This is a genomic window from Ruegeria sp. CJ2, from assembly GCF_056536745.1.
On record NZ_JBQFQF010000002.1, the window covers coordinates 158,652 to 170,888 of the forward strand.

At 58.1% G+C, this 12,237-nt stretch carries 11 protein-coding genes; 3 read left to right on the forward strand and 8 right to left on the reverse strand.

The features are described 5' to 3' along the window. Nucleotides 1-2: 2 nt before the first annotated feature. The 5 genes from ACR0MS_RS03140 to ACR0MS_RS03160 form a co-directional block, all read right to left on the reverse strand. Nucleotides 3-848, reverse strand: coding sequence for an ABC transporter permease (locus tag ACR0MS_RS03140; protein ID WP_480569336.1), 846 nt, complete (start codon nt 846-848; stop codon nt 3-5). Beyond that, on the reverse strand, nt 845-1,777 hold the full coding sequence (locus ACR0MS_RS03145; protein ID WP_480569333.1) for an ABC transporter permease: 933 nt from the start codon (nt 1,775-1,777) through the stop codon (nt 845-847). The genes ACR0MS_RS03140 and ACR0MS_RS03145 overlap by 4 nt, the downstream gene beginning before the upstream one ends. Then, nucleotides 1,770-2,564 (reverse strand): ABC transporter ATP-binding protein, encoded by a 795-nt coding sequence (locus ACR0MS_RS03150; protein WP_480569331.1) that lies wholly within the window; start codon nt 2,562-2,564, stop codon nt 1,770-1,772. Before ACR0MS_RS03150 ends, ACR0MS_RS03145 begins: the two co-directional genes overlap by 8 nt. Before the next feature lie 55 nt (nt 2,565-2,619). After that, nucleotides 2,620-4,074: a dihydropyrimidinase gene (hydA, locus tag ACR0MS_RS03155; RefSeq protein ID WP_480569328.1), complete on the reverse strand. Its 1,455-nt coding sequence runs from the start codon at nt 4,072-4,074 to the stop codon at nt 2,620-2,622. Nucleotides 4,075-4,165: 91 nt separating this feature from the next. Then, nucleotides 4,166-5,416: a Zn-dependent hydrolase gene (locus ACR0MS_RS03160; RefSeq protein ID WP_480569325.1), complete on the reverse strand. Its 1,251-nt coding sequence runs from the start codon at nt 5,414-5,416 to the stop codon at nt 4,166-4,168. 171 nt (nt 5,417-5,587) lie between these two features. On the opposite strand from ACR0MS_RS03160, the gene ACR0MS_RS03165 reads away from it, so the two are divergent. Then, entirely contained in the window at nt 5,588-6,196 is a 609-nt protein-coding gene (locus ACR0MS_RS03165; protein ID WP_480569323.1) for a TetR family transcriptional regulator C-terminal domain-containing protein, read from the forward strand. Nucleotides 6,197-6,227: 31 nt separating this feature from the next. On the opposite strand, the gene preA is transcribed toward ACR0MS_RS03165, so the two are convergent. The 3 genes from preA to ACR0MS_RS03180 form a co-directional block, all read right to left on the reverse strand. After that, on the reverse strand, nt 6,228-7,532 hold the full coding sequence (gene preA / locus ACR0MS_RS03170) for an NAD-dependent dihydropyrimidine dehydrogenase subunit PreA (RefSeq protein WP_480569320.1): 1,305 nt from the start codon (nt 7,530-7,532) through the stop codon (nt 6,228-6,230). Between the two features lie 45 nt (nt 7,533-7,577). Then, a complete protein-coding gene (locus tag ACR0MS_RS03175) occupies nt 7,578-8,912 on the reverse strand; it encodes an NAD(P)-dependent oxidoreductase (RefSeq protein ID WP_480569317.1) in 1,335 nt (444 codons plus the stop codon). A gap of 160 nt (nt 8,913-9,072) precedes the next feature. Further along, entirely contained in the window at nt 9,073-9,705 is a 633-nt protein-coding gene (locus ACR0MS_RS03180) for a cupin domain-containing protein (RefSeq protein ID WP_480569314.1), read from the reverse strand. 169 nt (nt 9,706-9,874) lie between these two features. Here ACR0MS_RS03180 and ACR0MS_RS03185 point away from each other — a divergent pair, with 169 nt between their 5' ends. Together ACR0MS_RS03185 and ACR0MS_RS03190 are read left to right on the forward strand one after the other, a co-directional pair. Continuing rightward, nucleotides 9,875-10,870 carry a hypothetical protein gene (locus tag ACR0MS_RS03185; RefSeq protein WP_480569312.1) on the forward strand — a complete coding sequence of 332 codons (996 nt, stop codon included), beginning with the start codon at nt 9,875-9,877 and terminating at the stop codon, nt 10,868-10,870. Between the two features lie 72 nt (nt 10,871-10,942). Beyond that, nucleotides 10,943-12,235: an O-acetylhomoserine aminocarboxypropyltransferase/cysteine synthase family protein gene (locus ACR0MS_RS03190; protein ID WP_480569309.1), complete on the forward strand. Its 1,293-nt coding sequence runs from the start codon at nt 10,943-10,945 to the stop codon at nt 12,233-12,235. Nucleotides 12,236-12,237: the final 2 nt, after the last annotated feature.

Consider the following 12,237-nt stretch of genomic DNA (forward strand, 5'->3'; position numbering starts at 1 on the left):
TGTTATCCTCGTTGTGACGGATGCCAGAACGTCACAGCCTTTTCGATCATCGCCATCAAGCCATAAAACGCAGTTCCGGCCAAAGCCGCGACCACGATTTCCGCCCAGACCATATCCAGCGAAAGCTGACCGACACTGGTCGAAATCCGAAAGCCCATTCCCAATGTTGGCGAGCCAAAAAACTCGGCAACAATAGCACCGATCAAAGCAAGGGTCGTCGAGATTTTCAAGCCATTGAAAATAAACGGCATTGCGGCAGGCAGGCGCAGCTTGAGGAAACTCTGCCAATAGGTTGCGGCATAGGTCTCCATCAGATCGCGCTGCATGGCAGTCGCCTCGCGCAGCCCTGCGACCGTGTTTACCAGCATCGGGAAGAACACCATGACAACGACAACCGCCGCCTTGGACTGCCAATCAAACCCGAACCACATGACCAGAATGGGCGCCGTGCCGACAATCGGCAGGGCCGCCACAAAGTTCCCGACCGGCAGCAGGCCCAGGCGCAGAAAGTCCCAGCGATCCACAGCGATTGCTGTCAGGAAGGCCGCACCGCACCCAATGACATACCCGCTCAAGGCCCCCTTGATGATGGTCTGCACAAAGTCAGCCCACAAGATCGGCAGGCTGTCGGCAAACCGCACAGCAATAACCGATGGGGCCGGCAGAATAACCAGTGGCACCTCAAGCCCCCGGACGACCAGTTCCCAAATCCCGATAATCGTCAGACCAAAGATCAACGGCGCAAGAAAACGCACCAGTCGCGTATCCGCATATGGCCCGCTGGCCAGGCGGCCATTTAGCCACCAGCCAAACAACCACAGCAGGATTGCACACAAAACCAGTATCATTGCGCCATCCCCATCCGCTTTAGAACTGTCCGTTCGATCAGCCCAAGCAAACCGACAAGGCAGGCCGCAAGGATCGCAGCGGCAAACAGCGCCGACCAGATTTGCACCGTCTGACCATAGTAGCTACCGGCCAGTAGACGCGCACCCAGTCCGGCGACGGCACCGGTCGGCAGTTCTCCAACAATAGCCCCGACCAGCGAGGCAGCGATACCGATCTTCAATGAGGTGAACAGGTACGGCATCGACGCGGGCAGACGCAGCTTCCAGAAGCCCTGAGACCGGCTGGCGTTATAGGTGCGCAACAGATCAAGTTGCATGGCATCTGGACTGCGAAGCCCTTTGACCATTCCTACGACGACCGGGAAGAAACTCAGATAAGCCGAAATCACGGCCTTCGGGATGATCCCCTGAATGCCTACGGAATAGAGCACAACAATGATCATGGGCGCCAATGCGATGATCGGGATCGTCTGACTGACGATGGCCCAAGGCATCACCGACATATCCATAACGCGGCTATGAACAATCCCGACCGCCAGCAAAATGCCCAGCCCTGTCCCAATCGCAAAGCCCAAAACCGTCGCGCTGAGCGTCACCCAGCCGTGATAGATCAGCGACCGTTTCGAGGTGATCTTCTTCTGAACCGTCGTCTCCCACATCTCGATCGCGACCTGATGCGGCGCGGGCAGACGGGGACGGTCCTGTTCCCATGTTGCGGGAATGGCGAAACTGTTGTTCAGCACCAGACCCATCTCGGACATATCCCGTCGGTCCTTGGCTGACGGAGGCTGCACTTGCGCACCCGCGCGTTCCTGTTCCGTCAAAACCCCTTTGATATTCATCGGAACACACGCCGCGTACCAGATGGCCACGATCACGGCGAGGACTGTAAGAACTGCCCAGAACGCTTTGAAACCAGAACTATTCATCCGAATGCCCCGCCCGCAGCCCTTCACGCACGCGATGGGCAACTTCGATGAATTCCGGCGTGTCGCGGATATCCAAAGGCCGCTCTTTGGGCAAAGGGCTGTCGATCACATCCGTAATCCGCCCGGGCCGGGGGCTCATGACCACGATCTTCGTGCTCAGATATACCGCCTCGGGGATCGAGTGCGTCACGAAACCGATGGTCTTTTCGGTCCGCGCCCAGAGCGCCAGGAGTTGTTCATTCAGGTGATCCCGCACGATCTCATCGAGCGCGCCAAAAGGCTCATCCATCAGAAGGATATCGGCGTCAAAGGCCAATGCCCGCGCGATACTGGCCCGCTGCTGCATACCACCTGACAATTGCCACGGGAATTTACCGCCAAACCCTTCAAGATCAACAAGTTCCAAGACTTTCTTCACACGACTTTCCTGCTCAGAGGCGGAATAGCCCATGATCTCAAGCGGCAATTTGATGTTCTTGGAGATGGTGCGCCACGGGTACAGCCCGGCGGCTTGAAACACATAGCCATAAGCCCGCTTGCGCCGCGCCTCATCCGGGGTCATGGCGTTGACGGTCAAAGAACCTGCTGTCGGCGTCTCAAGCGCCGCGATACAGCGCAAGAAGGTGGTCTTGCCGCACCCCGAAGGGCCGATGAAACTGACAAAATCCCCCTTGTCAATGGTCAGGTTCACGTCCTTCAGCGCATGGACGGGGCCGTCGTTTGTCTGGAAGGTGAGGTCCAGTTGTTTCGCCTCTATTACAGGCTGCGTGGTGCTTTCAGTATTCATTCCAGTGCCTTGAAAAGGTTCGGTTATGGGCCGCACCCAAAGCGGCCCAACCAGATCACACGCCCGTCGCCGGGATACCCGTCCGTTCAACTGGCCGCGGTGCGGTCAGTTCCTTCCACGTACTAAGCGCCCGGTTCACATGCCCGTTCGGTTCACGCGCCACGAACTCACCATGGCCTTCCTGCGTGCGGATTTCCCCGTCATGCACCGCCACTTGCCCCCGCGTCAGGGTAAAGCGCGGCAGACCCTTGACCTCTTTGCCCTCGAACACATTGTAGTCGATCGAAGACTGCTGCGTATCCGCGCTGATCACCTTGGATTTCTCGGGGTCCCAAACCACGATATCCGCATCCGCGCCCACAAGGATAGCACCTTTTTTAGGATAGCAGTTCAATATCTTGGCAATGTTAGTTGATGTAACAGCCACAAACTCATTCGGGGTCAGACGCCCGGTATTCACCCCATAGGTCCACAACATCGGCATCCGATCTTCCAACCCGCCGGTGCCGTTGGGGATCTTGGTGAAATCACCCACGCCATAGCGTTTCTGCTCGGTCGTAAAGGCGCAATGGTCGGTCGCCACCACGCTCAGCGTTCCTGAATGCAGCCCGTTCCAAAGGCTGTCCTGATGCTGTTTATTCCGGAACGGAGGGCTCATGACGCGCCGCGCCGCGTGGTCCCAATCCTGATGGAAATATTCGCTTTCATCCAAGGTCAGGTGCTGGATCAGAGGCTCCCCCCACACCCGTTTGCCCTGCATCTTGGCCCGGCGAATGGCCTCATGCGCCTCTTCGCACGAGGTATGTACCACGTAAAGCGGCACTCCAGCCATGTCCGCAATCATGATGGCGCGGTTCGTGGCCTCACCCTCAACCTGCGGCGGGCGGGAATAGGCGTGGGCCTCGGGGCCGGTATTCCCCTCAGCCAGCAGTTTCGCGCTCAACTCGGCCACCACATCGCCATTCTCGGCATGAACCATCGCGATCCCGCCCAGCTCGGCCAGACGCTTGAACGAGGCGAACAATTCGTCGTCATTCACCATCAGCGCGCCCTTATAGGCCATGAAATGCTTGAACGTGTTGATCCCGCGCGTCTCGATCACGGTCTTGATGTCGTCAAACACCTGCTCACCCCACCAGGTTACGGCCATGTGGAAGGAATAATCACAATTCGCCCGCGTCGATTTATTGTCCCAGCGTTTCAGCGCATCCAGCAGGCTTTCCCCCGGATTGGGCAGCGCAAAATCCACCACCATCGTGGTGCCCCCGGCCAAGGCCGCCCGCGTCCCGCTTTCGAAGTCATCACTGGAATAGGTCCCCATGAACGGCATTTCCAGATGCGTATGCGGATCAATCCCGCCCGGCATCACATAGCACCCGGTCGCATCCAGTTCCTTGTCACCCTTCAGATCCATCCCGATCTCGGTGATCACACCATCTTCGACCATCACATCCGCCTTATATGACAAATCCGCTGTCACGACGGTCCCGTTCTTGATCACTGTACTCATTTTAAACTCCCTGATGCGGTCTGCGCCGCTTGCTTCATCTGGCTAAAAATATCCCGGGGGAGTCGCCCTCGGGCGACGGGGGCAGAGCCCCCTATTCCACGATTTCCGCTGTTTCCACGACCGCATGAAACAGAACATCCGCCCCGGCAGCAGCCCAGTCCTTGCTGATCTCTTCGGCCTCATTATGGCTCAACCCATCCACGCAAGGGCACATCACCATCGCCGTCGGAGCCACCCGATTGATCCAGCATGCATCATGCCCCGCGCCCGAAATGATATCCGTATGCGAATAGCCCAGCCGCTCGGCCGCATCCCGCACCGCTGCGACGCAACCGTCGTCAAACTTCACAGGGTCGAACCCGCCGACCTTCTCGAACTCAATCTCAAGGCCCATTTCTTCCACGATATCCTCGGCGGCGACACGCAGACGGTTCTCCATATCCGTGATCACCTCCAGTTCAGGTGACCGGAAATCGACCGTGAACACCACCTTGCCGGGAATCACGTTGCGCGAGTTCGGAAAGACATCAATATGCCCCGCCGCGCCAACCGCATGAGGCGCGTGGGACCACGCAATCTCATCCACTTTTTCAAGAATACGCGCCATGGCGAGGCCCGCATTCTTGCGCATCGGCATCGGGGTCGAGCCAGTATGCGCGTCTTTTCCGGTGACCGTGATTTGCGTCCAGCTCAGGCCCTGACCGTGGGTAACGACACCTATATCCTTACCCTCGGCTTCCAGAATCGGACCCTGCTCGATGTGCAACTCAAAGAAGGCGTGCATCTTGCGTGTTCCGACCTCTTCATCGCCACGCCAGCCGATCCGCTGCAATTCGTCTCCGAATTTCTTGCCCTCGGCATCCTCGCGATCATAGGCCCAGTCCTGTGTGTGCATCCCGGCGAACACGCCCGAAGACAGCATCGCCGGTGCATAGCGCGTGCCCTCTTCATTGGTCCAGTTGGTCGCAACAATTGGATGCTTGGTCTTGATCCCAAGATCGTTCAGCGTGCGGATGATCTCCAACCCGCCAAGAACACCCAAAACACCATCATACTTTCCACCAGTGGGCTGCGTATCCAGATGCGAGCCAACATAAACCGGCAAGGCTTCGGGGTCCGTCCCCGCGCGATGCGCGAACATGTTGCCCATCTGGTCCAGCCCCATCGAGCATCCCGCGTCCTCGCACCATTTCTGGAACAACGCCCGCCCTTCGGCATCCTCATCCGTCAGCGTCTGACGGTTATTGCCGCCCGCAATGCCGGGGCCAATCTTGGCCATCTCCATCAGACTGTCCCACAACCTGTCGCCATTGATCCTGAGGTTCTGCGCCGGAGCTGCCATCTTGTTCTTCCCTGTTGCTTGCGATTTGGCTCGCTTTTGGTGTCTTGATTTGACCATCTGGTCAAACTCACGCTATCACGGGTTCGAGATCAGTCAAGAAATTGCAGGACTCAGCCAGAATTTTTGCCCTATTCAGCACCCGCCTGCCGGAAAAAGAGACACCCTGAAAACATGCCTGAAGACCGTGCCCCTACCAGAATTCAGAAAAAGAACCGTGCCGCAATTCTCGAAGCTGCTTTGAACGTGTTCTCGGCCCATGGATTCCGTGGTGCAACCGTTGACCAGATTGCCGCCGAAGCCGGATTAAGCAAGCCCAACCTGCTGTATTATTTTCCGTCGAAAGAGGCGATTCACACCGCCCTTTTGTCTGGTCTTCTGGACACATGGCTGGCCCCTTTGCACGATTTGAACGCGGACGGCGACCCGATGGAAGAGATCCTCGCCTATATTCAGCGCAAGCTGGAAATGAGCCGCGATCTGCCTCGCGAAAGCCGCCTGTTTGCAAATGAACTGGTACAGGGCGCGCCACGCATTCACGAATCCCTGTCCAGTGACCTGAAAGCGTTGGTCGATGAAAAAACCGCGATTTTGACGGGTTGGATGGATCAGGGCAGAATCGCGCGACTGCATCCTTATCATCTGATCTTTTCGATCTGGGCACTGACCCAGCATTACGCGGATTTCGACGTTCAGATCCGGGCGATCCTGGGGGACGAAGACCCGTTTGAAGGGGCCGAGCCGTTCATTGATACGCTCTATCGCAAGCTTCTGACACCATAAAAAGGGGCCAATTTCCAGCCCCTTTCTTTGTTTACTCGGCAGCTTTTGCCATTGGGTTGTTCGGGTGCGTCGTCCAGTTGGCATAGTCTGGCTGAACTTCTCGCCCTGTGCGTGGATCGACCTCTCCGGCGGCCATCGGCACCATCGAGATACAACCGTCCACCGGGCAGACATCCACGCAAAGGTTACAGGCGACACATTCGTCATCCATAACCTCGAACACGCGATCCTCGGACATCGAGATTGCCTGATGGCTGGTGTCTTCGCATGCGGCATAGCAGCGGCCGCACTTGATGCACTGGTCCTGATCAATTTTGGCCTTCGCCACGTAGTTCAGGTTCAGGTACTGCCAATCCGTCACGTTCGGCACGGCCAGACCGACGACTTCGGAAACGTCCTTATAGCCCTTCTCGTCCATCCATTTAGACAGGCCCGCCGTCAACTCGTCGATGATCTTGAAGCCATAGGTCATTGCAGCGGTACAGACCTGCACCGTGCCACAGCCCAATGCCATGAACTCTGCCGCGTCACGCCACGTGGTTACGCCTCCGATACCCGAGATCGGCAGGCCATGTGTTGCTTGCGCCCGCGAAATCTCGGACACCATCGACAGGGCAATCGGCTTCACCGCGGGGCCGCAATACCCACCATGGCTGCCCTTGCCATCAATCGACGGCTCGGGGCTGAACGTGTCCAGGTTCACGCTGGTGATCGAGTTGATCGTGTTGATCAGCGACACCGCATCCGCGCCGCCGTTCTTTGCGGCCTCGGCGGGTTTACGAATGTCGGTGATGTTCGGCGTCAGCTTTACGATGACCGGGCGGTCATAGTATTTTTTGCACCAACGCGTGACCATCTCAATATATTCCGGCACCTGCCCCACGGCAGATCCCATGCCACGTTCGCTCATCCCGTGGGGACAGCCAAAGTTCAGCTCGATCCCGTCTGCGCCGGTTTCCGCCACGCGCGGCAGGATCGCTTTCCACGCGTCTTCCTCACACGGCACCATGATCGAGGCGATCAGCGCGCGGTCCGGGTAATCCGATTTGACCCGTGCCATTTCCTCAAGGTTCACCTCCAACGGGCGGTCCGTGATCAGCTCAATGTTATTGAGCCCCAAAAGCCGCCGATCTGCCCCGTAGATCGCACCATAGCGCGGCCCGTTCACATTCACGACCGGAGGCCCCTCGGCCCCTAACGTTTTCCAGACCACACCGCCCCATCCGGCCTCGAATGCGCGGCGGACGTTGTATTCCTTATCGGTCGGTGGTGCCGAGGCCAACCAATACGGGTTCGGGCTTTCGATACCCAAGAAGTTTGTTTTTAAATCAGCCATTTATCCGGCCTCCCTGATGCGGTTCAGCATCTTTATCTGTGGGTTTCACGCAGTCAGGCTTGCGTGGATATCCATTGCGGCATCGCGGCCCTCGGCCACGGCTGTCACGGTCAGGTCTTCACCACCGGCGGCACAGTCGCCCCCGGCCCAGACACCGGCGATTGAAGTACGCCCGGCCCCGGTGACGGCGATCTTGTTGCCATCCAACTCCAAGCCTTCAGGCGCGCCTTCCAGTGTCTGACCAATCGCCTTGAGCACCTGATCAGCGGGCACGCGAACAATCTCGCCTGTTCCGGTCAGTTGACCGTCTTGGCTCGCAGTATACTCCAGTTCGATCTCTGCGGCTGCCCCGTTTCCGTGCACGGCCACAGGCTGTACGTTGGTCATGATTTTGACGCCGTGCGAAGAAGCCAAGTCCTGTTCGTATCGGCTGGCGCCCATCGCGTCACGGCCACGCCGATACGCGATTGTGACGTGCTCGGCACCAAGCAGCTTGGATTTCACCGCTGCATCCACGGCCGTCATACCGCCACCGATGACCACGACATTCCGACCGACCGGCAGGTCAGCCAAGTCACCGGCCTGCCGCACATCGGCGATAAACTCGACCGCAGCCCGCACACCGTCTTTGTCAACACCACCCGCGCGCAGGGCATTCACCCCGGACAGACCTATTGACAGAAAGACAGCGTCGTAATTTGCGGACAGACCTTCCAGCGAGATCCCCTCGCCCAGAACCGAACCGGTCTCGATGGTGATCCCGCCAATACCAAGCAACCAATCCACCTCGGCCTGCGCGAAGTCGTTTGTCGATTTGTAGGCCGCGATTCCGTATTCGTTCAATCCGCCCGGCTTGGGCTTGCTTTCGTGAATGACAACGTCATGACCCAGCATGGCCAGCCGATGCGCACAGGCCAGACCCGCTGGGCCAGCGCCGACCACCGCGATAGTCTTGCCAGTAGGTGCCGCACGTTCAAACGGGTGTGCGCCATCCGCCATCACGCTATCCGTCGCATAGCGCTGTAAACGCCCGATTTCCACCGGCGACCCCTCGGCGGTTTCCCGAACGCAGGCTTCTTCGCACAGCGTTTCGGTTGGACACACGCGGGCGCACATTCCTCCGAGAATATTCTGCGCCAGAATAGTTTCCCCCGCCGCTTCGGGCTGTCCGGCCTGAATCTGTCGCATGAACAGCGGTATGTCGATGTCCGTGGGACAGGCCGTCACACATGGCGCGTCATAGCAAAAATAGCACCGATCAGCAGCCACGGCAGCCTCATGCGGGGCCAATGGCGGATGCAGATCCGTGAAATTCGAGGTCAGCTCATCGCTGGAAAGCCGCCCGGAAACTATGCCGGGGACCATCTGGCCCTGTGCCATCGCTCTACTCCCTGTAGATATGTTCGTTATGACCTCAGCTTGCCACAATCTGATTTTTTATCAATTGGTAAAATTTGCCAATTGGTCAAAAAATGAAAAAACCGGGCCAAAAAGCCCGGCTTCACCGTTTTACTGCCTGCTTTTAAAGCAATTGCGGAATTCAGATCATCTGGCTCAAATGGCCGGATTTCACCCAGATACGTGCACCTGATGCCCCGGCCTGCGCGCTGGACGCGTTACCAGGTGGCAGTCTGAGCCAGTCCCAGGCCCCGAAATCCTCGGACGATTCCTGCACGGAGCCTTCGATTACGAACAGCTCAATCCCTCCGGCAGCGTCCAACTCCATCGTCTCGCCGGGGCCTAACGTCAGAACGCGCACGTCCTCTTGCGCGTCTTTGAAGAGTTGCATGTTGCCCTCTCCGTCAATTGACCGCCGCACTTGGGTACGATCCTCGGGATCGAATTGATGCAGTTTGACCAATATCGTTGCACCTTCCTTTGCCGAAGGCGTATGGGATGAGGTCGGTGGGTTCCGCACGTAACTGCCAACCGGGAAGTCACCTGTTTCATCCTGAAAGACGCCGTCCAGAACAAGATATTCCTCACCCCCGTCATGGGTATGTGCGGCAAACGCGCTGCCCGGCGCAAACCGGACAATGGTCGTTGCGCGCGCCACCTCCTCGCCGATCCGGTCAAGCATTTTGCGTTCAACCCCAGCCGCCGGGGACGCGACCCAATCGTTTTCGTCGAAATGAACTGCCACGCGTCTGGTAAAATCTGCGTTGACCCTCATGAGGCTTCTCCTGTTTCGTCACGTGTTCAATAGATGGGCGCGTCGCCGCCAATTTCAAATTTCCAACACTCGGTGCCGCGTGACCTCTGGTTTTGGCGGGCCTCGCTGCGTACAGTGCGTGCAACACAAATAGAGCGCCGATGAGCGGTCAAGTTCCGAAAGTCCCCCGATGCAGGCCAATACCCCGAAGTTCAACGTCGTCATCGTCGGACAGAACAACCGCCTCCAGTACGAGGCGCTTTTGTTTGCCGCTTCGTTGCGGCACAGTTCGCCGGATTTTGCGGGCAGATTATTCGTTGCCTCACCCAATTCCGGGCCGCGCTGGTCCCAAGACCCCAGCCTGCAAAACGAGGATGTCCTCAAGGCGTTGAAGCAGGTGGACGCCGAAGTTTTGCCATTCGACAACCACGTATTTGGGGAAAGCTATCCCAACGGCAACAAGATTGAAGCCTTGCTTGCGCTGCCCGAGGGTGAGCCTTTTGTGTTTTTTGATACCGACACGCTGATCACCGGGAACCTGAACGGTGTGCCCTTCGATTTTGATCGTCCCAGTGCATCGCTAAAAGTCGAAGGGACATGGCCCCGCCCAACGCTTTATGGTCCCGGCTTCGATGGTATCTGGGTCGCATTGTATCGCCGGTTCAGGCTTGATTTTGACAGTTCTTTGGACAGATCGCAGCCGCATGATTACTGGCGGCGGTATCTGTATTTCAATGCCGGTTTTTTCTTTTACCGCTGTCCCAAAGAGTTCGGAGAACGCTATTTGGAGTATGCCCGCGCCATCCGGGACGAAGACATCCCGGAACTGGCAGGGCAAACGCTGACCCCTTGGTTGGATCAGATCGCACTGCCTCTTGTCATCCACTCTCTTGGCGGTGGGCGTGACACCCTGCCTGCGGGCCTGTTGGATGGATCGGTAAGCTGCCACTATCGCTTGTTTCCACTGCTTTACGCACGCGAAAGCGACCATGTGGTCGAGGTGCTGGAAACCGTCGTTGCCCCGAACAAGATCAAGAAAGTGCTCAAGGGGTATGAGCCGATCAGGAAACTGGTGATCCAGCGCAAGGGGCGTAAAATCCGTGACATGTTCGACCGCGCCAACCTGCCCCAACGCGAACAAGCCATTCGCAACCGGATCAAAAGCAGCGGCCTTTGGATGCGTTGACTGGGTTGTTGTGCGCAAGCGCCCAATCGCCTAGAGATTCAGCAACATACATTCCAAAGGGAGATTTCAACGATGTCAGACGGTCCAACCTACGGCTTTGACACGCTTCAAATTCACGCCGGTGCGCGCCCCGATCCGGCAACTGGTGCGCGTCAGACCCCAATTTACCAGACAACCGCGTATGTATTTCGTGACGCGGACCATGCGGCCGCCCTGTTTAACCTACAGGAAGTCGGCTTTATCTATTCCCGCCTGACCAACCCAACCGTGGCCGTCCTGCAGGAACGTGTCGCCACCTTGGAAGGCGGCGTGGGCGCGGTCTGCTGTTCCTCGGGCCACGCGGCGCAAATCATGGCGCTGTTCCCGCTGATGACTCCGGGCTGCAATATCGTTGCTTCGACGCGGCTTTATGGGGGAACCGTTACGCAGTTCAGCCAAACCATCAAACGCTTTGGCTGGTCCGCCACATTCGTGGATACGGATGATGTAGACGCGGTGAAAGCCGCCATCGACGAAAACACCCGCGCGGTCTTCTGCGAATCCATCGCCAACCCTGGCGGATACGTCACCGATATCCGTGCGCTGGCGGATGTAGCCGACGAAGCGGGCATTCCGCTGATCGTCGACAACACCTCGGCCACGCCATATCTGTGCCGCCCGATTGAGCACGGCGCGACGCTGGTAGTGCATTCAACCACCAAATACCTGACCGGCAACGGCACAGTCACAGGCGGCTGCATCGTGGATTCCGGCAAATTCGACTGGTCGGCGAATGACAAGTTCCCCTCGCTCAGCCAACCCGAGCCCGCCTATCACGGCCTGAAGTTCCACGAGACGTTCGGCCCGCTGGCCTTCACCTTCCACGGCATCGCCATCGGGCTGCGCGATCTGGGTATGACAATGAACCCGCAGGCTGCGCATTACACGCTGATGGGGATCGAGACCCTGTCGCTGCGGATGGAGCGCCACGTCGAGAACGCTCAGAAAATCGCGGCCTGGCTCGAAGCGGATGACCGGGTGGAATACGTGACCTATGCCGGACTGCCCTCGTCCCCCTACCATGACCGGGTCAAGGCGCAGTACAAGAAGGGCGCAGGCGCGCTGTTCACCTTTGCGGTCAAAGGCGGATATGACGCCTGTATCAAGCTGGTGAACGCATTGGAAATCTTCAGCCACGTGGCCAATCTTGGCGATGCGCGCTCGCTGATCATCCACTCGGCCTCGACCACCCACCGCCAGTTGACCCCCGAACAGCAAGAAGCGGCAGGTGCCGGCCCGGGCGTTGTGCGTGTGTCCATCGGCATCGAAGACGCCGACGACCTGATCGCTGATCTGGATCAGGCGCTGGCAAAAGCGTCGGCCTGAAC

Excerpts from the sequence above, each read along its gene's own strand:
- ACR0MS_RS03160 (WP_480569325.1), bottom strand. The coding sequence starts at position 5,416 with ATGGCAGCTCCGGCGCAGAACCTCAGGATCAATGGCGACAGGTTGTGG.
- hydA (WP_480569328.1), bottom strand. The coding sequence starts at position 4,074 with ATGAGTACAGTGATCAAGAACGGGACCGTCGTGACAGCGGATTTGTCA.
- ACR0MS_RS03190 (WP_480569309.1), top strand. The coding sequence starts at position 10,943 with ATGTCAGACGGTCCAACCTACGGCTTTGACACGCTTCAAATTCACGCC.
- preA (WP_480569320.1), bottom strand. The coding sequence starts at position 7,532 with ATGGCTGATTTAAAAACAAACTTCTTGGGTATCGAAAGCCCGAACCCG.
- ACR0MS_RS03180 (WP_480569314.1), bottom strand. The coding sequence starts at position 9,705 with ATGAGGGTCAACGCAGATTTTACCAGACGCGTGGCAGTTCATTTCGAC.
- ACR0MS_RS03185 (WP_480569312.1), top strand. The coding sequence starts at position 9,875 with ATGCAGGCCAATACCCCGAAGTTCAACGTCGTCATCGTCGGACAGAAC.
- ACR0MS_RS03175 (WP_480569317.1), bottom strand. The coding sequence starts at position 8,912 with ATGGCACAGGGCCAGATGGTCCCCGGCATAGTTTCCGGGCGGCTTTCC.
- ACR0MS_RS03140 (WP_480569336.1), bottom strand. The coding sequence starts at position 848 with ATGATACTGGTTTTGTGTGCAATCCTGCTGTGGTTGTTTGGCTGGTGG.
- ACR0MS_RS03150 (WP_480569331.1), bottom strand. The coding sequence starts at position 2,564 with ATGAATACTGAAAGCACCACGCAGCCTGTAATAGAGGCGAAACAACTG.
- ACR0MS_RS03165 (WP_480569323.1), top strand. The coding sequence starts at position 5,588 with ATGCCTGAAGACCGTGCCCCTACCAGAATTCAGAAAAAGAACCGTGCC.
- ACR0MS_RS03145 (WP_480569333.1), bottom strand. The coding sequence starts at position 1,777 with ATGAATAGTTCTGGTTTCAAAGCGTTCTGGGCAGTTCTTACAGTCCTC.